18 protein-coding genes are annotated in these 24411 nt (G+C 73.1%); 11 read left to right on the forward strand and 7 right to left on the reverse strand.

The window, feature by feature from the left end:
- Positions 1–30: 30 nt before the first annotated feature.
- Both MFF61_RS20125 and MFF61_RS20130 read right to left on the reverse strand, forming a co-directional pair.
- Positions 31–246, reverse strand: a complete 216-nt coding sequence (locus MFF61_RS20125; protein ID WP_238237413.1) for a hypothetical protein — start codon at positions 244–246, stop codon at positions 31–33.
- 122 nt (positions 247–368) lie between these two features.
- Positions 369–3866, reverse strand: a complete 3498-nt coding sequence (locus MFF61_RS20130) for a nidogen-like domain-containing protein (protein ID WP_238237415.1) — start codon at positions 3864–3866, stop codon at positions 369–371.
- 428 nt (positions 3867–4294) lie between these two features.
- Between MFF61_RS20130 and MFF61_RS20135 the strand changes: the two genes are divergently transcribed.
- The gene (locus tag MFF61_RS20135) at positions 4295–5218 is read left to right on the forward strand and encodes an adenylate/guanylate cyclase domain-containing protein (RefSeq protein ID WP_238237417.1); all 924 of its coding nucleotides are present in this window, start codon (positions 4295–4297) and stop codon (positions 5216–5218) included.
- A 209-nt stretch (positions 5219–5427) separates the two neighbouring features.
- Here MFF61_RS20135 and MFF61_RS20140 read toward each other — a convergent pair whose 3' ends face one another.
- Positions 5428–7488, reverse strand: a complete 2061-nt coding sequence (locus tag MFF61_RS20140) for a caspase family protein (protein WP_238237418.1) — start codon at positions 7486–7488, stop codon at positions 5428–5430.
- Positions 7489–7852: 364 nt separating this feature from the next.
- Between MFF61_RS20140 and MFF61_RS20145 the strand changes: the two genes are divergently transcribed.
- The 5 genes from MFF61_RS20145 to MFF61_RS20165 all read left to right on the forward strand — a co-directional run bounded on the left by MFF61_RS20145 (position 7853) and on the right by MFF61_RS20165 (position 14253).
- Complete coding sequence (locus MFF61_RS20145; protein WP_238237420.1) at positions 7853–9598, forward strand: AsmA family protein; 1746 nt, start codon at positions 7853–7855, stop codon at positions 9596–9598.
- Positions 9599–9723: 125 nt separating this feature from the next.
- Positions 9724–10659 carry an efflux RND transporter periplasmic adaptor subunit gene (locus tag MFF61_RS20150; protein ID WP_238237421.1) on the forward strand — a complete coding sequence of 312 codons (936 nt, stop codon included), beginning with the start codon at positions 9724–9726 and terminating at the stop codon, positions 10657–10659.
- Positions 10660–10861: 202 nt separating this feature from the next.
- Positions 10862–11911 carry an HD-GYP domain-containing protein gene (locus tag MFF61_RS20155; RefSeq protein WP_238237426.1) on the forward strand — a complete coding sequence of 350 codons (1050 nt, stop codon included), beginning with the start codon at positions 10862–10864 and terminating at the stop codon, positions 11909–11911.
- A gap of 102 nt (positions 11912–12013) precedes the next feature.
- Positions 12014–13381, forward strand: coding sequence for an MFS transporter (locus MFF61_RS20160; protein ID WP_238237427.1), 1368 nt, complete (start codon positions 12014–12016; stop codon positions 13379–13381).
- A 74-nt stretch (positions 13382–13455) separates the two neighbouring features.
- Positions 13456–14253 (forward strand): SDR family NAD(P)-dependent oxidoreductase, encoded by a 798-nt coding sequence (locus MFF61_RS20165; RefSeq protein ID WP_238237429.1) that lies wholly within the window; start codon positions 13456–13458, stop codon positions 14251–14253.
- Positions 14254–14295: 42 nt separating this feature from the next.
- On the opposite strand, the gene MFF61_RS20170 is transcribed toward MFF61_RS20165, so the two are convergent.
- A complete protein-coding gene (locus tag MFF61_RS20170; RefSeq protein ID WP_238237432.1) occupies positions 14296–14640 on the reverse strand; it encodes an SWIB/MDM2 domain-containing protein in 345 nt (114 codons plus the stop codon).
- 165 nt (positions 14641–14805) lie between these two features.
- The gene (locus tag MFF61_RS20175) at positions 14806–15819 is read right to left on the reverse strand and encodes an aldo/keto reductase (RefSeq protein ID WP_238237435.1); all 1014 of its coding nucleotides are present in this window, start codon (positions 15817–15819) and stop codon (positions 14806–14808) included.
- A 327-nt stretch (positions 15820–16146) separates the two neighbouring features.
- Between MFF61_RS20175 and MFF61_RS20180 the strand changes: the two genes are divergently transcribed.
- The 4 genes from MFF61_RS20180 to MFF61_RS20195 are packed head-to-tail and all read left to right on the forward strand — an operon-like array spanning position 16147 to position 19183.
- Complete coding sequence (locus MFF61_RS20180) at positions 16147–17274, forward strand: MFS transporter (protein ID WP_238237438.1); 1128 nt, start codon at positions 16147–16149, stop codon at positions 17272–17274.
- Positions 17274–17762, forward strand: a complete 489-nt coding sequence (locus MFF61_RS20185) for a DUF2721 domain-containing protein (RefSeq protein ID WP_238237439.1) — start codon at positions 17274–17276, stop codon at positions 17760–17762. The genes MFF61_RS20180 and MFF61_RS20185 overlap by 1 nt, the downstream gene beginning before the upstream one ends.
- 21 nt (positions 17763–17783) lie before the next feature.
- Positions 17784–18221 (forward strand): PRC-barrel domain-containing protein, encoded by a 438-nt coding sequence (locus MFF61_RS20190; RefSeq protein WP_238237440.1) that lies wholly within the window; start codon positions 17784–17786, stop codon positions 18219–18221.
- A 5-nt stretch (positions 18222–18226) separates the two neighbouring features.
- Positions 18227–19183: a hypothetical protein gene (locus tag MFF61_RS20195; protein ID WP_238237443.1), complete on the forward strand. Its 957-nt coding sequence runs from the start codon at positions 18227–18229 to the stop codon at positions 19181–19183.
- 5 nt (positions 19184–19188) lie between these two features.
- Here the strand turns inward: MFF61_RS20195 and MFF61_RS20200 are convergent, their stop codons facing one another.
- Positions 19189–19584 (reverse strand): hypothetical protein, encoded by a 396-nt coding sequence (locus tag MFF61_RS20200; RefSeq protein ID WP_238237445.1) that lies wholly within the window; start codon positions 19582–19584, stop codon positions 19189–19191.
- 223 nt (positions 19585–19807) lie between these two features.
- Between MFF61_RS20200 and MFF61_RS20205 the strand changes: the two genes are divergently transcribed.
- Positions 19808–20998 (forward strand): alpha/beta hydrolase, encoded by a 1191-nt coding sequence (locus tag MFF61_RS20205; protein WP_238237447.1) that lies wholly within the window; start codon positions 19808–19810, stop codon positions 20996–20998.
- A 222-nt stretch (positions 20999–21220) separates the two neighbouring features.
- Here MFF61_RS20205 and MFF61_RS33885 read toward each other — a convergent pair whose 3' ends face one another.
- Positions 21221–24397: a flagellin N-terminal helical domain-containing protein gene (locus MFF61_RS33885; RefSeq protein WP_283206018.1), complete on the reverse strand. Its 3177-nt coding sequence runs from the start codon at positions 24395–24397 to the stop codon at positions 21221–21223.
- Positions 24398–24411 lie beyond the last annotated feature (14 nt).

A 24411-nucleotide genomic window follows, 5' to 3' on the forward strand; every position in this document is an offset into this window, starting at 1 on the left:
CGACGGATGGTCGGGCGCCTGGAGAGCGGCTCAGCGCATCCGCTCCAGGCGGCGCAGGCCCTCGATGGAGGCGCGGCCGAAGCGGCGCGGGGCTGCCGGCGGGCGCAGGCCCGGCCCGCGGGGGCGGGAGACGGCGGATGCGGACGAGGCGCGTGCGCGCAGCCGCGCATCGCTGCCGGGCGCCGCCGCCTCGACCGGCGCGGCGCCAGCGATCAGGAGGCCGAGCGTGAGAATGAAGCGGAGCACCCTGGATCTCCGGGCCGGTGGCGTGACGGGTCCCGTCGATGCCAACCGGCACCTGAACGCCGGATGAGAAAGAAGGCCCGGCCGTGAGGCCGGGCCTTCGGAGATCGCTTCGTGCGGATCGGTCAGAACGAGGAGAACTGGTAGCGCAGACCGGCGCGGCCGCCGCCCGCCACGAGATCCTCGCCGACCCGGAAGTCGCCCCGGATGAAGCCGGACAGGCCGGTCTTCAGGTTGAAGAAGTTGATCGACGCCTGGACTTCGCCGCGCGCCTTCCCCTGATCGCGCAGGCCGGACACGCTGGCGATGCCGCCCGTGAAGGCGCCGCTCAGGCCGGATTCGGTCAGCACTGTGTAGACGTAGCCGGTGATGCTCGGCTCGATGCGGATGTTGTCCTGCACGAACTCGGTGCCGACCCGCGCCCCGATGCGGCCGCGCAGGGCGTCGCCATCCACCAGCGGCACGCCGGTGGCGGTGAAGCGGGCCTGCTGGTCGAAGTGCGTCGAGATGTATTCGAGGCCGGCGGTGGGCTCGACGTAGACGTTGTTGTCGAGCTGGACGCGGTAGCCGACGTTGGTGGTGAAGTTGTAGTTCTGGAGACCCGTCGACTGGCGCAGCAGCGGCCCGACGATGTCGAGGCCGAGCAGGTCGACCTTGAACAGGGCGTCCACGAACCACGGCCCGTTCAGGTAGGTGCCGTACACGCCGACCGTGCCGCCGTCGTAATCCTGCTGGCCCGCGCCGCGGTTGAGCCGCACCGAGGAGGTCGTGTAGCCGGCCATGACGCCCAGGATCAGGCCGTCGTCGGGCTTGGTGAGCCCGCTCATCACCACGTCGGCGCCGCCGAGGAAGCCCGCGGTGGACTGGTTGTAGCCGAGGTCGCGGAAGAAGTTGTTGCCCGCGAAGGTGAAGCTGGTGGAGCCGGTGCGCCGCTCGAGGTCGCCGAAGCCGCGCGCCCAGATCGCCGGGCGGGACTTGGTCTCGGGCGGCGGCGGGGCGAGGTTCGGCGCGATCGGATCCTTGCTGACGAGCGCCGAGTACTGGGACAGGCCGTTGTACTGGAGCGCCTGCGGGATCGAGGTCTGGCCGGTCTGGAGCGCGGTGCGCACCTCGGTGACGCGGTCGAGCACGGCGGTGCCGCCCTGGGTCGAGATGGTGCGCGCCGCGATGACCGCCGTGGGGGCCGACAGGCCGACCGCGTTCGGCACCGCCCCGACGGCGATCGTGCTGCCGCCCCCGGCGAGATCCGAGCGCACCAGCACCGCTTCCAGCGTGCCGAAATTCTGGGTGCCGGCGAGCGTGAAGGCGTTCGCGTTGAGCGTGGTGCCGGTCTGGACGATCACCGGCGAGGTGGTGAAGGGCGTGGTCGGCGTGAGGTTGTTCACGAGCACGCCGGTCGTGCCGCTCGCCGCGCCGGTGATGACGAGACGGTCGGCGCCGCCGGTCTGGCTCGACGTGTTGACGAGCAGCGTGCCGTTGCGGCCGACATAGTCGCCGGCGATCGTGAGCTGGCCGCTCGCGGTCGGGGTGCGCAGGTCGAGGGTGCCCGCGTTGGTGACGCGCGACAGGTTCGCGAACGTCGCCGTCTGGCTGCCCAGGGCGACGACGCCGGTGTTGTCGAGGGAGCCGCCGCCGAAGTTGCTGGTGAGGGCCGTCGCGAAGCGGCCCGAGTTGGTGAAGGTGGAGCCGTTGCTGAGCAGGACGCCGCCCGTGATGGTGCCGGCGTTGTCGAGCCGGGTCGCCACCGTGCTCTGCGCCGTGTTGACGGCGTAGCCGGAGGTGCCGGTGATCGAGCCCGAATTGCCGATCGTGAGGAGCGCGGCCGAGGCGCCGGTGGTCGGGCCGGCGGCGGCGGCATCGATGCCGAGGGCGGCGATGATGCTGCCGGAATTGGCGAGCTTCAGGTTCCCGTTGAGGGTCCGGGCGAACACGCCGACGCCGTTCGCCGTGATGGCGCCGGTGTTGAGGATGCTGAGGCTCCGGGAGCCGGCCCCCTCGCCGCGCGGCGCCGCGACGGCCGCGATGCCGACGGCCTGCGCCGTGATGGTGCCGGCGTTGGTGACGGCGGCGTTGCCGCCGAGCGCCGCGATGCCGATGCCCGGGAAGGGCTGCGTGACGCCGTCGGACAGGATCGTGCCGCCGAACCGGCTGAATTCCTGGCCGATATCGGTGATGCCGGGCAATTGCCCGCGGACCCGGCTCGGGATCGCCGCGATGTCGGCGCCGTAGGTCAGCGTGCCGGTGTTGACCACCGAGACGGCCTCCGTCCCGTAGGCGGCGAGTCCCGCCTCGCGGAACGCGACGGTGCCCGAATTGGTCACAGCCGCATTGCTGGAGAGCGTCGCAGCGCCGATCGCCCCCGTGATGGTGCCGGAATTGGTGAGGGCGGTGTTGGCGGCGTAGACGCCGATGATCCCGACCGGCGCCGTGATGGTGCCGCCGTTCGTCACCGCGAGCGTGCCGAGGCCGTTGCGGGCCAGGATGCCCACCGTGCCGGCGGTGATCCGGCCGAGCGTGGTGACGGTGGCCGGGCCGGCGTAGCGCCCGCCGTCGATCTCGATGCCCGCGCCGGCCGGCGCGTTGATCGTCGCGCTCGCGTTGACGTTGACCGTCACGCCCGCGGTGGCGCTGGTCGGCATCACCATCACGGCGCTGCCGGTCGCGCCGGCGTTGATGGTCGTGTTGTCGAGGACGTTGAGCGTGAAGGTGTTGAGCGGCGTGTAGAAGATGCCGCCGTCGTAGACGCGGTTGGGGCCGCAATTGGCCACCGTGGTGGTCGAGGCGTTGTCGCCCGCGCCGCAGCTGCGGGCGAACACCACCGTGCCGTTGCGGACCGGGAACAGGAACTGCCCCGGCACCGTGCCGTTGCCGCCGGTGGCCAGCGCGTTCGGGCCGCCGTCCAGGAGGGCGCCGTTGACGAGGGAGCCCGGCAGTTCGAGGAAGGTGCCGGCCGCGCCCGTGCCCGCCGAGTAGCCGGCCGAGGCCGAGGTGCCGCCCAGGCCGTTGGTGCCGCCGCTCGCGTCGCCGGTCTCGAACTGGATGCGGTTGTAGTTGAAGTAGATGTCGAAGTTGCCGGCGCCGGTGTCCTGGCGCCCCGCCAGGATGAGCTGGAACGTGTTGGTCTTGTCGACCCTGTTCGAGAAGTAGCCGACGTTCGGCCACGTCACCCCGAAGGCGGTCTGGCCGTTGTAGGTGCCGTTGCCGTAGGAGGTGACGCCGCTCGCCGGGTTGCGGGTGTCCACGTCCGCGAAGAAGGGCGCGATGATCGGCGGACCGGTATAGCCCGAGCCGAGGCCGACCGGCGTGAACTGGCCGAGCGACTGGCCGAACGTCACGTTGCCGTTGTTGTTGACGAAGACCTGGTTGTAGGTCGTGCCGAAGAAGTTGGCCGCGAAGGGCAGCGCCACCGCGCCGGTGGAGCCGTCATCGTTGCGCGCGAGCTGGTTGGCGTCGAAGCCGGGCGCCACCGCCTGGGCCGCCGCCTCCCCCGCCGGCAGCAGCGCTCCTGCGACCGTCAATCCGACGCAGGAGACGCCCACGAGGAGCGCTCCGCGGACCCGCTCCAGACCCTGGGCGCGGACCGGCTCGCGCCCCACCCCCGCCACCATGCCATCCTGAACCATACCCGGCCCCAAGAAACCCCTGACCTTGGCCGTATGCAGACCACATCGACCACCGCTCGGACAACCGCTTTTCTGATCGCCCGTGCGATTGGCAGTCGAAGTTGCTCGGGCGCAACGCGCCGGCCGGCAGCCTGGCAATCGGAACGGCGCCGCAGGACAGATGACCATGCGCGATTCGCTGGCAGAATTCTTAATTTTGTCGTCAGGACGAACCGCGCGGACTGACAGGCGGCGCAGACTGTCCTGCCGCCTGCTTGGCAGCACGGTGCGCGACCTGAGGACTGCGCCGGCGGGGCGCCCGCACGGCAGCGCCGTCAAAAAGATGCCGCCCGCCCGTGGCATTTGGGCTTTCGCGCTGACGCAAGCTTGCATAGACGATGCGGCTGACGTCATCCTGCCCTACGGCCCGCTGAGGATCACTCCTCAAGATGAGCATCAACGAACCCTGCTCGATCGGTGTTCTCTTCTGCGACGTCGCCGGGAGCACGCGCCTGTACCGCGACCTGGGGGATGACGCCGCGCTGCGCGTGGTCGACCGCTGCCTCGGCGTCGCGGCCGATGTCGTCCAGAGCAAGGGCGGCCGGCTGGTCAAGACCATCGGCGACGAGTTCATGGCGGTGTTCGAGGATGTCTGCGCCATGTGCGATGCCGCCGTGGCGGTGCAGCGGCGCTTCGAGGACGAGGGCGTCGGCCATGTCGGCGACCACCGCCTGCAGCTGCGGATCGGCTTCCATCACGGCCCGGTGGTGCGGGCGAACGACGATTACTTCGGCACCACGGTGAACATGGCGGCCCGCATGGTGGCGCTCGCCAAGGGCGGCCAGATCATCACCACGGGCGAACTCGCCGACGGCCTGCCGCCGCTCCAGCGCGCCGCGACCCGCGCGCTCGTCGGCGTCTACGTCAAGGGCGCCGGCGACGACGTGCGGGTGGCGGAGGTGCTCTGGCACGTCGCCGCCAACCAGACGACGGTGTTCTCCCTCCTGCCGGCCGCCGAGCCGCGCCCCCCCGCCGGCAGCGGGCTGCGGCTCACCTACCGGGACAAGCGCTGGCTGTTCGACGAGAGCCGCCAGGCGGTGACGCTGGGCCGGGACGCGGCGAGCGACATCGTGGTGGACAACGACTACGTCTCGCGCCGCCACGCCACCATCGAACGGCGCGGCGACAAGTGGGTGCTGATCGACCACAGCACGAACGGGACCTACGTGACGCTGTTCGGTGCCGAGGAATTCTGCATGCGCCGCGAGGAGCTGGTGTTGCGCGACGTCGGCACCCTCGGCATCGGCCGCTCGATCGGCCTCGACCGGGCGAACGGCCTTGACTTCGCGCTCACCATCGGCGGGCCGGAGTGAGGCCGGAAGGCGCGGGACATCCGCCCCGGCCCGATCCGCGTTTGCGCGCCCGATCGCTGGCGTGAGCCCGACGGGCCACGTCGCCACCGCCTCGCGGTGCCCCCGAAGCGAAGCCACCCGTGAACGACAGCGGCGCCGGACGGGTGTCCGGCGCCGCTGCGTTTCAATCGGATCGTCGCCGGTTCGACGGCGACGTCGGGGGACGATGCTCAGGGCATCCGGCTCATCATCCGGGACGCGCCGATCTCGGCCGGGGTGAAGCTCGGGGCCGCGGCGGCCCGCGCCGGGGCCGGCGCGGCGCGCGGGGCGCGGGCGAGGGCCGGAACCGGCGTGCGGGCGCGGATCGGCTCGACCACCTTCACCTTCGGCTTGACCGGGCGCTCGACCTCGACCGGGCGGGCCGCCTGCTTCACCGGACGCTCGACCTCGACCGGACGGGCGGCGTGCTTCGCCGGGCGCGGGGTCTCCTTGACGGTGGCACGGGCGGGCTTGGGCTCCGGCTCGGGCAGCACGGCGGTCTTGGGACGCTTGGTCTCCTCGGCGGCCGGCTTCTTGGTGGTCTCGGCCGGCAGCGTGGCCTGGAGCGGACGGTGCTGCGGGCGGCACTCGTCACCGTCGAGGCTCATGCCGGGCGGGCAGGTGATGCGCACGCAGATCTCGCCGCGGGGCTGGGTGCCGGTCGGGCAGCTGATCGGGCAGATGCGGCCGCTATAGCCGTTGAGCGTCTCCAGCACGCCCTGGTCGGGCATCGTCGAGACGATCCGCACCGCGCGGGTCTTCGAGGCGTCGGTCCGCGTCGGATCGGTGCTCTGCGAGAAGCGGTAGAACCGCTCCAGCGCATCCATCGACTGGCGGCCCCAGGCCGATTCGGGCTGCTCGGTGTAGCAGCCGAGATCCACCAGGCGCTGCTGCACCGAACGGACCACCGCCTCGTCAGCGGTCGCCGGAGAAGCCTCCTTGGCGGCCGGCGCCTCCTCGCGGATCGACAGGGCCGCGTAGGCGGTCTGGGGTGCGTCGGCCGGCTTGGCGGGCTCGACGAGCCGGGACGGCTCGGCCGCGGTGGGCACCGCGAGGGCCGCCACCGTCTCGCGCTTGGCCTGCTCCTCGCGGCGCTTGGCCTCGTCGGCGAGCATCTGCACCCGGGCGGCGGCGATGCGGGCCTGCTCGGCGTCGCGGCCGGCCTGCTCCTGACGCGCCTGCTCCTCGCGGGCCTTGCGGGCGAGATCGGCGAGCCGGTCCTCCTCCTGGCGCCGGGCCTTCTGCACCTCCTGCTGGGCGGCCTGCTGGGCCTCCACCGGCCGCGCCAGGGCGAGGCGGTCGGGCTGGGCGCGCGGCCCGTCGCGCTCGCCGTCGGCCTGCGCCACGAAGCCGGCCCGGGCCTGCCCCTCGATCATCCGGATGCGGCTCAGCGCGTCCTCGACCAGGAAGCTGCGGGGATACTTCTCCACGAAGCGGCGCAGGTCGGCGAGCTGGGTCGTGCCGCGCAGCCGCCCCCAGGCCTGCATGTCGGTCTCGTCGCGGTTGATGAAGACCTCGCCCGGATAGGAGCGGGTGACCTCCGGGAGCTGGCGCCCGTCGGTGACGCTGGCCACCGCCTTGGCGACGTGCTGGAAGACCTGCCCGATCTCGAGGCCGGGCTCCTGCATCGCCTTGAGCAGGGCCTCCGCGTAGAAGCTGTTGCGGCCGTTGCCGTCGAAGGCGACGTGGTTGGCCTGCGTCGCGTAGGCCATGATCAGGCCCTTGCGGCCGACCACGCTCGCGAGACCGGGGCCGCCGTAGCTCTCGCGCTTGCCGGCATCCTTCAGCGGCAGGTCGCGGCAGGCATCCAGGATCAGGATGCGCGCGCCCCGGGCGTTGTCGAGGGCGCCGATGACGCTCTCGACCGCGATCGTCTCGAACGGCACGTCGAACCCGTCGCGCAGCAGCGCGTCGGTCGGCACGAGGTAGTTCTGGTTCTGGTACTGCAGGCCGTGGCCCGCGTAGTAGACCAGCGCGGTATCGGCATCGAGCGACAGCCGCGAGAACTGGGCCAGCTTGCGGTCCATGTCGCGGCGGGAGAGGTCGCGGCCGTCGAGAACCTCGAACCCGACCCGCCGCAGCACGGTCGCGATGTCCTCCGCATCGTTGCCGGGATTGCTCAGCCGGCCGAAATGGTCATAGGCGGCATTGCCGATGACGAGGGCGACGCGTCTGTCCGCCGGGGCCGAGACGGCCGCGGTTGCCCAGAGGGCGAGGAGGAGCGTGAGCAGGTTTTGCAGCGACCGTTTCATGCTCCAAACTTACACGCCGGGTCCCCGGCCGAGCAAGTGCTCGGACGCACATCCGACCGCCTCTCGACCTGATTTTCAGGTGCAGACATCTCGACAGACCTGTCCCCCAGAGATGAGGCCGCGTCGGTGATCTGCCTGATTCGAAGTCGAGCCGCACGGGCGTCTCTGCGTCGTCGGCCGCGCGCGATCCGAGCGCGCACGACGCGGCGGCCGACGCCGCGGCCCGTTGGGTGACGGCGAGCCGCCGTCCGCGCCGGGTCCCGGCCGGTCGTCGGCACTACGTCCGGTCCCTGGGCCGGCCGATTGATTCCGCTGCGACTTTGCGGTCTTGTCCGTGGCAGCGGCGGACGTTCGCGAGGACCGGATGAAGCTGCGCGTTGTCTTCCTTCTGCTTCTGGCCGGGAGCGTGGCGGCCGCCGGCGCGGCGGTGGCCACGAGTTCGGCCCGGATCGCGCGGGCCGTCGAGGAGCGGCTGGAGGCCGAGACCGGGCGCCCCTGGACGGTGGCGGGCGGGGCGAGCCTCACCCTCTGGCCGAGCTTCGCGGTCGTGGTCCGGGACGTCGGCACGCGCACCGCCTTCGCGGACGGCAGCGAGGCGCGTCTCGACATCGCGGCGCTGCGGGCGACCGGGGCGCCCCTCGACCTCCTGGCCGGACGCGGCGTGCGGGAGGTCGAGGTGGAGCGGCCGCGCCTGCGCTGGCCGGCCGAGTGGTGGCGCGTCGCCGACCCGCCGGCCCGAGGGCAGGACGCCGCCCGTCCGGCCCCGGGGCCGCGTCCGGACCTGATCCGGATCACGGACGGCTCCCTCGCCCTGGTCGAAGGCGATGCGGTGGTCGCCTCGGTGGAGGCGGTGTCGGCCGAGGCCCGGGCCGAGGCGGGCGGCTTTGCCGTGACGGCGCGCGGCCGGCCCGGCGGCGCGACCTGCGAGGTCGCGGCGGCGCCCGGCGGCGCGGCGGGGCCGGTCCCGCTCGACTTCACCTGCCGCCTGCCCCAGTTCTCCGCGCCGCTGACCGGCCGTGCGGATGCGGGCGTGCAGGGGGCCGAACTCACGCTCTCGCGCCTCACCGGCAGCCTCGGGACGTCGCGCTTCGCCGGGGCGGCGGTCGTCGACCTCACCGCCAAGCCCTTCGTGCGACTGGATCTCGGCTTCGAGCAGCTCGACCTGCCGCCCCTGCGCATGGAGGCCGGCGCGGACGACCTCACGCTGCTGCGCAGCTTCGACGGGAGGGCCAAGCTCAGGGCCGGCGCGCTGCGGGCCGCGGGCCTCTCGGCCAACGACGTCATGGTCGAGGCCAAGCTCACCGGGGGCACGGTCGAGGCGAGTCTCGCGCCCACCGCCCTCCACGGCGGCCAGATCCGCGCCACCCTCACCTCGGCGCTGGCCGCCCCCGGACCCGCGCCCTCCCGCCACGCCCTGCGGCTCGACCTCACCCAGGCGCGCAGCCTGCCGCTCCTCACCGCCATGGCCGGGTTCGGGCTCCTCGACGGCACCGCGGGGGCGAGCCTCGACCTCAAGGCCACGGGCGCGACGACGGCCGAGATCGCGCGCTCCCTCGCGGGCGAGGCCGTGGTCACCCTCGAGAACGGGCGCCTCAACGGGATCGACATCCCGGGGGTTGTGCAGTCGATCGCCTCGCAGATCTCCGCCGACCCGCGCCTGCGCGCCTCCGACGCCACCGCCTTCGACCGCATCACCGCGCGCCTGCGCATCGCGGACGGTCAAGCGACCACCCAGGACATCGCGCTCGCCGGCCCACTCGTGACGGCGCGTGGCGCCGGCACCATCGACCTCGCTTCCCGCTCGATCGCCCTGAGGATCGAGCCGAAGCTGACCCGCAGCGCCGCCCGTGCCCTGCCCAAGCTCCTCGACATCAGCCTCCCGGTCCTGATCACCGGGAGCTGGGATGCGCCGCAGGTGAGCGTCGATCTCGGCGGGGTGCTGAGCGGCCAGAACCTGTCGGGCCTCGGCGCGCTCGGGTCGAGCCTGCTGGAGGGGGGTGAGGCCAACCCGCTCGGAGGCATGCTCGACCAGATCTTCCCCGGTGCGGGGCGCGCCCGCGCGCCCGCGCCGGGCCGGACGGGTCCGCGCCGGAATGCCGCTCCGCCGTGAGGCGCACCGCCCTGACGCGGCCGCGGAATCGTGCTGTATTAGGCTTGGCAGCGCCACCATCGCAGGCTCACGCCGGTGCCGGCGGGGTCTGGTTCCGCGCCACCGCCACCTTCGGAGCCCCGTCCGTGCCGCGTCCCCCCCGTCCAGCCCCGGCCCGCCCCGCGCTCCTGCGCCGCCTCGCCTGCGCGGCAGGAGCGAGCCTCGGGGTGAGTCTTCTGGCCCCCGGGCCGGCGGGCGCCGAGACGGCGGGCGGCCAGAGCGCAGGCCTCGCCGTCAGCGTGGCGGCCTCGAAGCGGCGCTGCTTCGACGACCGCATCGACGTCACCGGCGTGCTCACGGCCCGGCAGGAGGTGCAGCTGCGGCCCGACCGCGACGGCCTGCGGGTGGCCCAGGTGCTCGCCAAGCCCCTCGACGAGGTGCGGGCCAACCAGGTTCTCGCCCAGCTCGTGCCCGACGACGCGCAGGCGGGCACCACCCAGGTCGCCATCCGGGCGCCGGTCGCCGGGGTGATCGGCCGCAGCACCGCGGCGGCCGGCTCGCCCGCGCCCACGCGGGCGGACCCGCTGTTCACCATCATCGCGCAGGGCGAACTCGAACTCGCCGCCGACGCGCCGATCGCCTCGCTCGGCAAGATCGCACCCGGTCAGAGCGTCACGGTGAAGCCCATCGGGCTCGGCAGCCTCCCGGCCCGGGTGCGGCTCGTAGCACCCGCGGCGGATGCGGCCAGCCAGCTCGGCCACGTGCGCATCCTGCTCTCCCAGGTCGGCGAGGCGCGGCTCGGCACCTTTGCCCGCGGCACCATCTCGGTGGGCGAGAGCTGCGGCATCGCCGTCCCGTTCTCCTCCCTGGTGAGCGGGCCGGACGGCACCACGGTCTACGTCGCCACCAACAACCACATCGAGGCCCGCCCGGTGACGATCGGCCTGTTCTCGGAGAACGAGGTGGAGATCCGCACCGGCCTCTCGGAGAGCGACCTCGTGGTGGTGCGCGCTGCCCCCTTCCTGCGGGAGGGCGATCTCGTCCGCCCGATCCCGGTCGCCGACACGCGGTCGACCGAGTGAGCCCGGGCGCCGGTGCGACGGCCCGTCGGACCTCCGGCGCATCGCGGCAGCCGGGAGGCACCCGGCTTGCCCCGGCCGCATCCGGCGCGGTGGAGGCTGAGCGCCCCGAATGACCAGTGGGGCCGCTAAGTATTTCTTGGCAAGTTGCCCATAGACTTCTCTGCTGCAGCTGCCGCGGGCCCCGCGGTCAGGAGTGTATCAGATGCACGAGGGGACCATCGTCCTCGTCACCGACCGGCCGGACCGCAGCGCAGATCTCGCGGCGGCGCTGCGGCAGATCGGGACATGCGAGGTGGTAGGAACCGACGAGCGCTGGACCGGCGCCGGCGCACCGCTCGGGATCGTGTCGGACCTCACGCTCAGCCGGCCCGAGGCGGTGCAGTGCCTCAAGGCGCTGGAGTCCCGCTACCGGGGCCAGCCCCTCCCGGTGATCGGCCTGCTGCGCCGCGCCACCCCCGAGGCCCTGCGGCAGGCCAAGTCGCTCGGTGCCACCGTGTGCCTGCCGGCCTACGTGCCGCCCCAGACGGTCGCCACCGCCCTCGTCAACCAGATCGAGCATACCGGGCCGGTGTCGGAGCGGCTCGTCGTCCACGGCGTGGCGCGGGCCGGCGAAGCGCTCACCAGCCTGCTCGCGGACGCGCGCACCGGCAGCCCGATCCACATGGAGACCGTGGAGGCCGGTCTCGGCCCGATCCTGACCGCCGTGCAGGAGGGCGGCCTCGCGCGCTGGCTCGACACGGTCTGGACGCACGACGACGCCACCTACCAGCACTGCCTGCTGGTGGCGGGCTTGGGGGCGCAGTTCGCCCTGCATCTCGGCTTCCGGCGGGACGACCAGCACCGCTTCGTGCGCGCCGCCCTGGTCCACGATGTCGGCAAGGCGCGCATCCCGCTGCCGATCCTGAACAAGCCCGGCCGCCTCGACGCCGACGAGGCGGCGGTCATGCGCACCCACGCGGCCCTCGGCTACGACATCCTGCAGGCGGGCGGCGAGTGCGACGCCCTCACCCTCGACGCCGTCCGCCACCATCACGAGATGCTCGACGGGACCGGCTACCCGGACGGGCTGAGCGGGGCGGCGGTGAGCGACACCGTGCGCCTCCTCACCATCTGCGACATCTACGCGGCCCTCACCGAGCGCCGCCCCTACAAGGCGCCGATGCCCCGCGCCGAGGCGATGGGCATCCTCCAGGGCATGGACGGCAAGCTCGAACCGCGCTTGGTGCAGTTGTTCGGGCAGGCGGTGACCTGACGGCGCCGGGCTTCCGGCGATCCCGCCGACGCGGATGCGCCCGCTGCCGCGATGCTGTAGGTGCTGGCGCGGCGCCGATCCCCGGCGCGGGAGCGTGAGCCGATGACGGGAGCGGCCGGGCCGGTGCCGGCGGAGATCGCGGACGGGCTGCCGGTCGCCGAGAGGCTGTGGGCGATGGCGGCGATCGGCATCGCCATGACGATGGCGGTGCTCGACAGCACCCTCGTCAACGTCGCCCTGCCGGTGCTGGCGCGCGACCTCGGGGTCAGCCCCTCGGCGGCGATCTTCGTGACCAACGGCTACCAGCTCGCCGTGACGGCCTCCCTGCTGCCGCTCTCCTCCCTCGGCGACATCCTGGGCTACCGGCGCGTCTACATCCTCGGCCTCGCCCTGTTCACCGGCGCGTCGCTCGCCTGCGCGCTGGCGGGCTCGCTGGAGGTGCTGATCGCCGCCCGGATCGTCCAGGGTCTCGGGGCGGCCGGGATCATGAGCGTCAACATCGCGCTCGTGCGCTTCATCTATCCGAGCCGGCTGATCGGGCGCGGCGTGGGCAACGTGGCGCTGGTCGTGGCGGTGGCCTCGGCCGCCGGGCCGACGGTCGCCGGCGCGATCCTGTCCGTGGCGCACTGGCCCTGGCTCTTCCTCGTCAACGTCCCGCTCGGGGTGGCGGCGCTGGCGGTGGCGGCCCGGACGCTGCCGGTCACGCCGCGCAGCGGCGGGCGCTTCGACGCGCTGAGCGCGGTGCTGAACGCCGTGTTCTTCGGCCTGCTCATCACCGGCGTCGACGGGCTCGGCGATCCACAAGCGCAGGCGCGCGCGCTCCTGTTGCTGGCCGGCGCCGCCGCGGCGGGAGGCGCCTTCGTCTGGTACCAAGTGAAGCTGCCCGCCCCCCTCCTTCCGGTCGACCTCCTGCGCATCCCGGCCTTCGCCCTGTCGATGGCGAGTTCGGTCTGCGCCTTCTCGGCCCAGATGATGGCGTACGTGGCGCTGCCCTTCTACTTCCACGACGTGCTGCAGCGGTCGAGCAGCGAGATCGGCCTGCTGCTGACGCCCTGGCCGATCGCCATCGCGGTGATCGCCCCCATCGCCGGGCGCCTCTCCGACCGCATCGCCCCCGGCCGTCTCGGCGGCATCGGCCTCGTCGGGCTCAGCCTCGGCCTGGCGCTGCTGGCGAGCCTGCCCGCGACGCCCGGGACCCTGGCGGTCGCGCTGCCGCTGACGCTCTGCGGCCTCGGCTTCGGGCTGTTTCAATCGCCCAACAACCGGGTGATCATCACCAGCGCGCCGCGCGAGCGGAGCGGCGGCGCCAGCGGCATGCAGGCGACCGCTCGGCTCCTCGGACAGTCCCTCGGCGCGGCGGCCGTGGCGGTGATCTTCGGGCGCCTGCACACCTCCGGCACCGTGGCGGTGCTGTGGCTCGCCGCGGGCCTGTCGCTCACCGGGGCGGTGACGAGCGTGCTGCGGCGGTAGCGCGACCGCTCACCCTGGACGCGCGCCGTCGCGCACCCATCTCCGGCGGCGGACCTGTCGCGAAGGAGGCCAGCATGGACATGGATCTGACCGGGCGGCGCGCCCTGGTCACCGGCTCGACCGCGGGCATCGGCTACGCCATCGCCCGCGCGCTCGGCGATCTCGGGGCGAGCGTGGCGGTGAACGGGCGCACGGCCGAGCGCGTGGCGGCGGCGATCGAGACCCTGTCGCGGGAGGCGCCGAAGGGCCGGTTCACGGCGGCGGTCGGGGACGTCGCCACGGCGTCGGGCGCCGAGGCGCTGCGGAGCGCCCTGCCCGACCTCGACATCCTGGTGAACAATGCCGGGATCTTCGAGCCCAAACCCTTCTTCGAGATCCCGGACGAGGATTGGCGCCGGTTCTTCGAGGTGAACGTGCTGAGCGGCGTGCGGCTCGCCCGGATCTACGCAGCGGGCATGCAGGCGCGCGGCTGGGGCCGGGTGGTGTTCGTGTCGAGCGAGTCGGCGGTGCAGATCCCGGTCGAGATGGTGCATTACGGGATGACGAAGACCGCGCAGCTCGCCGTGGCGCGCGGCCTCGCCGAGACCGTCTCGGGCTCCGGCGTCACGGTCAATACGGTTCTGCCGGGGCCCACCCTCTCGGAGGGGGTGGCCACGTTCATGACGCAGATGGCGGGCGGCGCCTCCGATCCGAACCTCGACGCGATGGGCCGGGCCTTCGTGAAGGAGCACAGGCCGACCTCGCTCCTCGGGCGCCTGATCGCGCCGGAGGAGATCGCCAGCCTGGTCGCCTACCTGTGCAGCCCGGCCGCCAGCGCCACGAGCGGCGCGGCGCTCAGGGTCGACGGAGGGGTCGTGCGCTCCATCCTGTGACGGGGCGCGGCCGGCGGGAGCGCGCGGCGCCCCCGCCGCGGCTCACTTCAGGTGCTGCGCCAGATACTTGTTCATCTCGAACATCGTCGCCTTGTCCTTGCCGAAGACCTTCTTCAGCTTGTCGTCGGCGAGGATCTCGCGCTTGTTCTCGGGGTTCTGCAGCGAGTTCTTGCGGATGTAATCCCACACCTTGCTGACCACCTCGCCACGCGGGATCGGCTTGGAGCCGACGATCGCGGCGAGTTCCTCGGTGGGCTGAAGCGGCTTCTGCAGCGCGTTCGGCTTGTCGCCCGTCTTCGGGGCGGCAACCTTCTTGGCCTTGGCCGGCGCCTTCTCTTCGGCGGCGGCCTTCGGGGCCTCCTTCTTGGTCGTCTTCGTGGTCGCCATCGGTCTCCTCCGGTCTCCCTGCGCCCCCCGGCGCCGGACAACCGGCCCTGCCGGGCACATAGCTGCAACAACTAAGCCGTGCTGACGGCGTTCCAAGAGGAAATTCCATCGCACGACCGGATCATCCACACCCTAACCGTGTGGAGCAAGGACGAAGGCGCCCGCTCACGCCTGCGTCCAGGTCCGGCGGCCCTCCAGGGGATAGGCCGGATCGGTGTAGCCGGGGGTCGAGGGGTGCCCGGCCGGGACCAGCCGGTCGACCAGGGCCTCGTCCTCCGGGGTGAAGCGGTAGGCCAGCGCGCCCGCATAGGCCTCCCATTGGGCGACGGTGCGCGGACCGGCGATCACCGCGGTGACCGCGCGGTTATTGAGCACCCAGGCCAGCGCCACATCCACCGGCGAGGCGCCCCGCGCCGCGGCATGCGCCTGGATCTCCCGGGCGATCGCGAGGCTCTCGGGCCGCCATTCGGTCTGCATCATGCGGGCATCGCCCCGCCCGGCGCGGCTGCCCTCGGGCGGGGCGGCGCCGGGCTCGTACTTGGCGGTGAGCACGCCGCGGGCGAGCGGCGAATAGGGCACGACGCCGAGCCCGAAATGCGCGCAGGCGGGCAGGTGCTCAACCTCCGGCATGCGGTTGAGGGCGTTGTAGTAGGGCTGGCTCGCCACGGGCCGGTCGAGGCCCATGTCGTCGCAGAGGCGGCAGATCTCGGCGACGCGCCACGCCCGGTAGTTCGAGACCCCGAAATAGCGCACCTTCCCGGCCCGGATCAGGTCGCCCACCGCCCGCACCGTCTCGGCGAGCGGCGTGTCGTGGTCCTCCTTGTGCAGGTAGTAGAGGTCGATCCGGTCGGTGCCGAGGCGCCGCAGGCTCGCCTCGCAGGCCCGGATCACGTGGGCGCGCGACAGCCCGCGGTCGTTCGGCCCCGGGCCCATCGGGTTGGCGACCTTGGTGGCGAGCACCCAGGCGTCCCGGTCCGGCGCGATCGCGCGCCCGACCACCTCCTCCGAGCGTCCGTCGTTGTAGGCATCCGCCGTATCGATGAAATTGAGGCCGCGCTCGCGCGCGTCGGCGATGATGCGGGCGGCCTCCGGCTCCTCGGTCTGCCCGCCGAACATCATGGTGCCGAGGCAGAGGGGAGAGACCTTGAGACCCGACCGGCCGAGCGTGCGGTACTCCATGGCGGCACTTGCCTCCGATGATGGCGCGACCGTGGCGGACGGGGCATTCCGCGCCCGCGCCCGGCCCCCTTGTGGAAGCCGGGGTTTTCCTCCTCTTCACCGTGTTCGGCAATCCCCCGTTAAGCACGCGGCGGTCAGGGTCGGGCCATGTTCCTCGCCGCCCTCACCCTCGCCCTCTGCGCCGCAGGCGCCCTCATCCTCGGCCTCGGGGCCGCGGTCTCGGCCGAAACGCCCCGGGACTGCCCGCACGAGCCGGGCTTCCTCTGACGCCGCGCGGACCGGGGGGATCCGTCCCTCCGGCCGCTCCCCGGGGCCTCGCCCCCGCCGATGCTGACGCGGTTCCTCGTCGTCTACACGGCGCTCTATGCCGGCTACGGGGTCACGACCCCGTTCCTGCCCTCCTTCCTGGCCGAGCGCGGGCTCTCGCCCGGCGAGATCGGGCTCGTGCTCGCGGGGGCCCAAGCCGTGCGCCTCGTCGCCGGACCGCTCGCCGGGCGCGCGGCCGACCGGCTGTCCGCGACGCGCGGCGTCCTCGCCGCCGCAGCCCTGCTCTCGGCCGTCACGGCCCTCGCCTACCTGGCCGGGAGCGGGCCCGCCGGGCTCCTCCTCGTGGCCATGGCGCATGCCGCCGCCACCGCTCCGCTGGCGCCGCTCGCCGACGCGCTGGCGCTGGCGGCCGTCCGCGCGTCCTACGGGCGGGTGCGCGGCACAGGCTCGGCCGCCTTCATCGCCGGCACGCTCGCCGCCGGGCAGGTGATCGCCTGGAGCGGGCTTGCCGCGCTCCTCGTCTGCGGCGCGGCCCTGTTCGGGTTCATGGCGCTCGCGGCCGGGCGCCTGCCGGGCGGCGCGATCCGGCCGGCGCCGGCCCGGCCCCGCGCCCTCCTGCGCTCGGCCCCGTTCCGCCGCCTCGTGCTGGTGGCCGCGCTGGTGATCGGCAGCCACGCCATGCACGACGCCTTCGCGGTGCTGCGCTGGCGGGCGGCGGGCATCGGCCCCGGCACCGCGAGCCTGCTCTGGGCCGAGGCGGTGGCGGCGGAGGTGCTGGTCTTCGCCGTCCTCGGCCCGCCGCTCCTCGACCGGCTCGGGGCCGCCCGGGCGCTGGCGCTGGCGGGGCTCGCGGCCGCCTTCCGCTGGGGCGTGATGGCCGAGACCGCGGCGCTGCCCGCGCTCGTCCTCGTGCAGGCGCTGCACGGGCTCACCTTCGCGCTCCTGCACCTCGCCGCGATGCGGCTCCTTGCGGCGACGGTGCCGCCGGCCCTGGCGGCCACCGCCCAGACCCTCTACGGCACCCTCGGCCTCGGCCTTGCCACCACGCTGACGACGCTCGCGGCGGGCCCGTTCTACGGGCTTGCCGGCCCGCGGGCGTTCTGGGGTATGGCGGTGCTCGCCCTCGCCGCGGTCCCGCTCGCGCGCACGCTGGCGGCGGACCCCGTCGCACCGACCGAAGACCCGTGATGCCCCTGCCCCCCGACCCCACCGCCCTCGACAGCACGGCCCACATCATCCAGGTGGCGCTGACCCCGGTCTTCCTGCTCGGCGGCCTCGCCACGCTGCTCAACGTGTTCTCGACCCGGCACGCGCGCATCGCCGACCGGGTCGAGCAGCTGGCCGGCCGGCCCGGAGACCGCGCGCGGCTCGAAGGCCTGCGGCGGCGCAGCCTCGCCCTCGACGTCGCGGTGGTGCTGGGCGCGCTCGGCGGGGTGGCGACCTGCGGGGCGGTGCTGACGCTGTTCGTGGGCGCCCTGCGCGACACCGTCGTGGCGGGCGTGCTGTTCTGGCTGTTCGGGGCGGCGATCCTGTGCACCCTGTGCGCGCTGTCGGTCTTCGCCGTCGAGATGATGCTGGCGAGCCGCGACGTGCGCGTCGAGGCGGCGGACCGGATGGCCGAGGAGGCGGGGCCCGCGCGCCCGCCGGAACCCGCGCGCCGGGGCAGGGTTCCCTGACGTGAGGATCCGGAGGGAGCCATGCCGACCGAACTGCCCAACGAACGCAGCATCCGCCCGCCGGGCTCGATGGAACTCGATCCCGGCGCCGAGGGCGTCGCCCTCGACGAGACCCGCCGCCTGATCGCCTCGAACAAGGTCGAGGGCACGGCGGTCTACGACCGGGCCGGCGCGCATCTCGGCAGCATCTACAATTTCATGGTCGACAAGGTCTCGGGGCAGGTCGCCTACGCGGTCCTGTCCTTCGGCGGCTTCCTGGGCTTCGGCGAGAGCTACCATCCGGTGCCCTGGCGGTCGCTGCGCTACGACGTGACGCTCGGCGGCTACGTCATCGACGTCGATGCCGACGCGCTCGCGGGCGCGCCGAGCCACGGCCCCGGCGAGGACCCGTTCGCGGATCCGGATTTCGGGCCGAAGGTCGACACGCACTGGGGCAGCCGCCGGGCCGTCACGGCCTGACGGCGATGCAGGCGGAGGCGCCCGAGGGAGAGGTCGACGAGGAGGTCGGGGGAGACGTCGACCGCGGCGCGGGCTTCGGCATCGCCCCGGGCGGCCTGAAGCGCCCCGGCGTGCTCGTGGCGATGCCCTTCGACCGCGACCTGATCGCGCGCTTCCGCGAGACCTTCCCGACCGCGCGGTTCCGGCGGGCCTCGCGGCGCTGGTTCGTGCCTGGCACCACCGCCGGGCGTCGGGTCGATGCCTGGATCGGCCGCGAGATGTCGCTGCGCGACGCCTACGCGGACGACAAGGGCCGGGACGCCTACGCGTTCGAGCCGCTGGAGAGCCGCTACCTCGCGGCCGCGCCCGAAGGCCTGATCGTGCGCACGCCCTATTCGCGCACGGTGGTCGAGACGCTGCGGGGCATCGCCCCGGCGCATTGGGACCCGGCCGTGCGGGCGTGGCGCGTGCCGTGGCGCGCCTACGAGGCGCTGAAGGCCGTCTGGCCGACGATCGAGGAGGCCGCCGCCCGCAACGAGCCGCACGCCAAGCGCGCGCGCCACGCGGCGCGCGATCCCGGGGCCGAGAGCGAGCGGCGGCGCCACCGCTTCCCGGTGCCCGCGCAGGATCCGCCCCCGCTCGGGGTGCCGGTGGAGACCGCCTCCTACGGGGTCGTCACCTTCGAGGCGCTCGATGCTGAGCCGCTCGACCCGGGCGCCCTGCCCGCCGCCTACGCGCCGCTGCCGGCTTCAGGCCGCTACGTCTGGGGCTGGTGGCGGATGCCGACCTTTGCGGAGCTGGCCGAGACCGTGCCCGCCGCCCGTCCGGACGACCTGCGCCGCGGCTGGTGGCCGGCGACGCGCGAGGGCATCGAGACGCGCCGCCGCCGCCTGCGCGAGGCCGAGCGCGCCCGCGCCACGCGGTCGCGCGCCGCCGAGGAGACCGCCCAGGAGACCGCTCAGGACGCCTCCGAGGAGGCGTGAGCGGATCAGAAGCTGCCGCCGAGCCCGACGCCGCCGGGCGTCATCCGCGGCGTGAGGCCGCCGCTGCCGGAGGCCTTGCCCTGCCCGGCATCCTCCAGGTCCTCGCGGCGGATGCGGCGCGTGGTCTCGGCGCTGGCGGTGCCGCTCCCGCGGGTGGTGGTCGGCACGTCGAGGCGGCGGGTCGGCTGCGTCGGCATCACGCGTTCGGGATCGACCTGCGAGGGGGTGGCGCTGCGGGCCGGCGCCCGCAGATCCGCCCGGGCCGAGGGCGGCGGGCCGACGTCGCTGGCCGGCAGGACGCCGCCGGTCTGGCCGAGCGGGTTGGTGATGCAGCCGGCGACGAGCGTGGTCGCCGCAAGGACGAGACAGCCCCTGAGACGGGCCTTGGTCAGGATGGACATCGGTCTCCCCGAAGAGTCGTTGGGGCGTCCCTCGAAGCCGGGCCGCTCTCCTGTGCGCGCCTGCTCTAGCGGCCGAGTGTGGCAAAGACCAGTCCGCCATCCGGCCCGCCGACGACACGTCTTGCCCGTCCGCTCTTGCTCGTCCGATCTTGCCCGTCTGGCCCGGCCCGTGCATTCGTGCACGGGCCGCCCGCTCCGCGACGCCCGACGAGAGAGCCCGCCGATGACCCGCCGCCGGTCCGCCGCCCTGCTGCTCGTCGCGTGGGCAGGTCTCGTCCCGGCTGCGGCCCAGACGCCGCAGGCCCCCGCCCAGCCTCCGGCGCCCGCGGCCAGCGCCCCGGACTTCGCCCGCCTCGAAGCCGAGCAGAGCGCCGCCAACGGCAAGGCCGGCCCACGCGCCGTGCCGGGGCGGCGCATCCCGGTGCCCGGCACCGTCAGCCCCGAGTTCCAGGCCGCCATCGCCGCCCCTTACCGGGCGCCCGCCTGGAACGCCAATCCGGGCAGCGCCGCGGAGTGGAAGGCGCTCGTGGCCAAGCTCGCGGCGCAGACCGCCGCCCCGCTGCCCGCCCTGCGCGAGCGGCTGGGGGTCGTCTCGACGCCCGAAACGATCGGCGGGGTCAAGGCCTGGGTCATCGCCCCCCGCGAGGTGCCGGCGCGCAACCGCAACCGCCTCCTCGTCCACATCCACGGCGGCGGCTACGTCTACAACCCGGGCGAGGCCGGCACGCTGGAGGCGGTGCTGATGGCGGCCTTCGGGGGCTTCACGGTGGTGTCCTTCGACTACCGCATGCCGCCCGACGCACCCTTCCCGGCCGCGATGGACGATGCGATGGCGGTGTGGCGGGCGGTTCTGCGCCTGCAGCGGCCCGAGAACATGGCGGTGTTCGGCACCTCGACCGGAGGCGCGATGACGCTCGCCCTGATGCTGCGCGCCCGCCAGGAGGGCCTGCCCCTCCCGGCCGCCATCGCCCCCGGCACGCCGTGGGCGGACCTCACCGAGACCGGCGACAGCTACAAGGCCAACGAGTGGCTCGACAACGTGCTGGTGTCCTACGAGGGCTATCTCACCCATGCGGCGAAGCTCTACGCGGGCACCCACGACCTGAAGGACCCGCAGCTCTCGCCGATCTACGGCGACCTGCGCGGCCTGCCCCCGACCATCCTCACCACCGGCACCCGCGACCTCTTCCTGTCGAACACCGTGCGCACCCACCGCAAGCTGCGCCAAGCCGGCGTGGAGGCCTCCCTCCAGGTGTTCGAGGGCATGAGCCACGCCCAGTACCTGTTCAACGCCGACGCGCCCGAGACCCGCGAGGTCTTCGCCGAGATCGCCGCCTTCTTCGACAAGCACCTTGGCACCGACAAGGATCCCGGCACCGACAAGCCTTCGGGCGCCGAGGCGGCGACGCGCTGACGCCCGCGCGGCGACCGGCGCGAACGCCCGCGGAACACCGCGAGGACCGTCCCCCGACCCTCGGCAAGGTCGGGCGCCGGCGCGACGAGGGGACCGGCGATCTCCCGCGGCATCCGCCGGCGATGCGCGGGATCGCCCGCCTCGGCATCCCGCAGCCACGCGACGCGAAACGGCCGGGGCTCGCGCCCCGGCCGCTCGTGTCTCAGGAGTGGGTCGAACCGATCAGCGCAGGAGCTGCAGGATGCCCTGCTGCGCCTGGTTGGCGAGCGAGAGCGCCGAGATCGCCAGCGAGTTGCGGGTCGACAGGGCCTGCGAGTTCGCCGCCTCCTCGTTCAGGTCGGCGTTGGTCAGGTTCGCCGAGCCGGTGTCGAGGATGTTGATCAGGTTCTTGGTGAAGTCCTGACGGTTCTGCACCACCGAGAGGTTCGAGCCGAAGGTCGAGGATTGCGAGCGCAGCGTGGTCGTCGCCGTAGTCAGGGCGTCGATCGTGGCGTTGATCTCGGCGTCCGACTGGAAGTCGCCCGCGACCGCGTTGAGGCCGAGGCCCGCCGCGTCGAAGCGCACGCCCTCGATGTCGAGGCCCGAGGTGTTCCTCTCGTTGAAGGCGATATGCAGGGTGTTGTCGCCGGCGCTGTTGCCGGTGCGGTAGATCAGGTTGACGCCGTTGAAGCCGGAATCCCGGGCCTGCTCGGAGATCTGCTGCAGGATCCGGTTGTACTGGGCGGCGAGCGAGGAGCGAACCGAACTCGTGCCCTTGCTGCCGCCGACGTCGGTGCCCGCGGCGGTCTGCGTCGTGGCGCTGCTCACCCCGAAGCCGATGTCGGTGGTGCCGGTCCCGACGACGGCGAGCCGCTGGGTCGATCCGGACGCCGTGGTCGCGATCTGGAGCTTGTTGTCGACCACGCTCGCCCGCACGTTGCCGGACAGGCCGGTATCCGCGTCGATGGCGTCGTTGATCCGCTTCGCCAACGCCGCCGCTGTGAGCGTCTCGCCCACGCCGGTGCTGATGTTGATCGTGGCCGCCTTGTTGTTCCCGAGCTTGAGGGTGAAGGAGGCGTTGGCGCTGGCGCCCACCGCCGTCGCGGGGAGCGTCAGGTTGCCCTTGATGGTCGCCGCGGAGGATCCGTCGGTGGCATCGACGCCGGAGGCGGTGATGCCGGCCACCGCCGTGCCGGTGCCGACCGCGGGCACGCTCTGGTTGCTGTTGGTCGTTCCGAGGCCCAGACCGGCCGTGTCGCTGGTCGTCGTCAGGGTCGGGGCCGTGGCGCCCAGGCCGACGGCGTTCGCGGTCACCTTGAGGGCGTCGGCGTCGAAGGCCACGGTGACCTCGACCGGGCCCGGCCCCGTCGCGGTGTCGAGCTGACGCTGGATGGCTTCGGCGACCTTGGCCTGGCTGGCGGAGGCGCCGATCGCGACGCCGTTCTTGTCGAGGCTCTGCGCGTTGATCGTAACATCGGCGGTGTTGGTGCCGTCGGAGATCGTGAAGACGCTCGACCGTCCGCTGCTGAGATCGATGGTCGGCGCCGCCGTTCCGCCGGCGGTCACGCTCGCGCCGGCACCGATCCCGAGCCCGATCGTGTCGCTAGCGGCGGTGATCGCGGGCGGGGTCGTGCCGGTGTTGGGTCCGACGAAGACGAGCTGGTCGGCGCCGTCCAGGTACGCCGAGCGGCCGCCGGTGAGCTGGGCGTTGATCGCGGAGACGAGCTGCGAGCGGTTCGGGTTCGAGCCGATCGCGTTGCCGTTGGCGTCGAGCGACGCCGCGTTCAGGGTGACGGCATCGCCGCCCACCGTGAAGGACGCGGTCTTGCCGGTACCGAGATCGAGGTTGGGCGGGATCGCGGCGCCAAGCGTGGTGCTGTTCGGGGTGCTGAACAGCCCGATCTGGTCGGTGAGACCCGCGCCCGAGGTCGTGACGGTCGGCGCCGCCACGTTGTTGGCGGTCGTGGCGATCGTCAACAGGCCGCCGCCGGAGATCGACGCGGTGATGGTCGAGTCGAGCTGCTCGTTGAGCGCGTCGACGAGGTCCGCCCGGGAGACGTTGGTGTTTCCCAGCCGGGTGCCGTCGGACTTCAGGCTCTCGGCGTTGATCGTGACCGTCTGGCCGTCGACCTGGAACGTCGTGGTCTGCCCGACGCCGAGATCGACCGTCGCCGGGATCACCGCCGTGAAGGCGACCGTACCGGGCGTGCCCGCGGTGCCCGCCGTCGAGGTCGGGGCCGGGATCGTGCCGTTGGTCGGGGTGGTGGTGCTCGTCGCAGCCGCGGCCGTGCTCGCGGCGGGCGTGAAGGTGCTGAAGCCGATGCCGCTGGCGCCGGTGCCGGTGGAGGTGTCGAGGCCGCCCACGACCGAGATCTGGGCATCGGGGCCGACATCGGCCGAGGTGATGACGATCTTGTTGGCGTCGGGGCCGGTGCCGAGGCTGGCGGTGGCGGTCGAGCCGGCGTCCTTGAGCTGCTTGTTGATGGCATCGATCACGCCCTGCCGCGTGGCCGAGGTGCCGAGCGTTCCGCCCAGGGCGTCCGTCGCCGAGGACGATGTCAGCGTGACGGCGACCGAGCGGGCGCCGTCGCCGACCGTGAAGGTCGCGCTGGTGCCGGCCGCGAAGGCCGTGGTGGCGGCCAGCGCCGCGTTCGCCGTGACCTTGGCGGCACCCGGGGCGGTGGTGGACTTGCCGTAGCCGATGTCCACGGTCGCGTTCGCCGACCCCGCGACCTTGAGCTGCGCGGCGGCGCCGGTCGCCGTCGTCGTGAAGGTGATGCGGCCGTCCGGGCTCGTGCCGGCGGTGACCTTGCCGCTGAGCGAGGCGCTGTTGGCGATCTGGCCGTTGATGGCGGTGAGGAGCTGGTCGGAGGTCACCTTGGTCAGATCGGGGCCGGAGCCGGCGAGCGTCGTCGCATCGAGCCGGATCGTGGTCTTGGTCACCCCGCCGTCGAGGGAGATGTCGAGGGAGGCGTCCTTGGCGGCGCTGGAGAGATCAAAGGTGGTGACGCCGGCGGCGCTGGTGGTGCCGAGGCTGGCCAGCGTCGCGCCGCCGGTGACCTTGGCGGCCTGGGCCGAGGCCCCGCCCAGCACCCCGCCGGTGCCGCCGGTCTTGTCGGCGAGCGCCTGCTGAGCGGTCGACTTCGCGGTGTCGATCAGCTTCTGGAGCGAGGTGATGCCCTGGTTCGCCGACTGGATCGCCTGGATGCCGTTGGAAATACCGTCGAGCAGGCTGCTCAGATCTGAGGACCGCGCCGTCAGACTCTGCGCCGTGAAGAAGTTGGTCGGGTTGTCGAGGGCCGAGTTGACCTTCTTGCCGGTCGAGAGTCGGCTCTGCGTCGTCGAGAGCAGGCTCGCGGTATCCTGGAGCGACAGCAAATTCTGACGCGTCGCGGCCGAAAGAGTGATGCTGGAAGCCATCGCGCGATGTCCAA

Origin of the sequence: Methylobacterium isbiliense, assembly GCF_022179325.1 — a bacterium.
In the GTDB taxonomy this organism is placed as follows: Bacteria; Pseudomonadota; Alphaproteobacteria; order Rhizobiales; family Beijerinckiaceae; genus Methylobacterium; species Methylobacterium isbiliense.

Bases quoted from the DNA above. Each gene is read 5' to 3' on its own strand.
- MFF61_RS33885 (WP_283206018.1), bottom strand. From the start codon at position 24,397: ATGGCTTCCAGCATCACTCTTTCGGCCGCGACGCGTCAGAATTTGCTG.
- MFF61_RS20170 (WP_238237432.1), bottom strand. From the start codon at position 14,640: ATGGCGACCACGAAGACGACCAAGAAGGAGGCCCCGAAGGCCGCCGCC.
- MFF61_RS20190 (WP_238237440.1), top strand. From the start codon at position 17,784: ATGCCGACCGAACTGCCCAACGAACGCAGCATCCGCCCGCCGGGCTCG.
- MFF61_RS20165 (WP_238237429.1), top strand. From the start codon at position 13,456: ATGGACATGGATCTGACCGGGCGGCGCGCCCTGGTCACCGGCTCGACC.
- MFF61_RS20135 (WP_238237417.1), top strand. From the start codon at position 4,295: ATGAGCATCAACGAACCCTGCTCGATCGGTGTTCTCTTCTGCGACGTC.
- MFF61_RS20195 (WP_238237443.1), top strand. From the start codon at position 18,227: ATGCAGGCGGAGGCGCCCGAGGGAGAGGTCGACGAGGAGGTCGGGGGA.
- MFF61_RS20205 (WP_238237447.1), top strand. From the start codon at position 19,808: ATGACCCGCCGCCGGTCCGCCGCCCTGCTGCTCGTCGCGTGGGCAGGT.
- MFF61_RS20180 (WP_238237438.1), top strand. From the start codon at position 16,147: ATGCTGACGCGGTTCCTCGTCGTCTACACGGCGCTCTATGCCGGCTAC.
- MFF61_RS20160 (WP_238237427.1), top strand. From the start codon at position 12,014: ATGACGGGAGCGGCCGGGCCGGTGCCGGCGGAGATCGCGGACGGGCTG.
- MFF61_RS20140 (WP_238237418.1), bottom strand. From the start codon at position 7,488: ATGAAACGGTCGCTGCAAAACCTGCTCACGCTCCTCCTCGCCCTCTGG.
- MFF61_RS20185 (WP_238237439.1), top strand. From the start codon at position 17,274: ATGCCCCTGCCCCCCGACCCCACCGCCCTCGACAGCACGGCCCACATC.
- MFF61_RS20145 (WP_238237420.1), top strand. From the start codon at position 7,853: ATGAAGCTGCGCGTTGTCTTCCTTCTGCTTCTGGCCGGGAGCGTGGCG.
- MFF61_RS20200 (WP_238237445.1), bottom strand. From the start codon at position 19,584: ATGTCCATCCTGACCAAGGCCCGTCTCAGGGGCTGTCTCGTCCTTGCG.
- MFF61_RS20155 (WP_238237426.1), top strand. From the start codon at position 10,862: ATGCACGAGGGGACCATCGTCCTCGTCACCGACCGGCCGGACCGCAGC.
- MFF61_RS20130 (WP_238237415.1), bottom strand. From the start codon at position 3,866: ATGGTTCAGGATGGCATGGTGGCGGGGGTGGGGCGCGAGCCGGTCCGC.
- MFF61_RS20175 (WP_238237435.1), bottom strand. From the start codon at position 15,819: ATGGAGTACCGCACGCTCGGCCGGTCGGGTCTCAAGGTCTCTCCCCTC.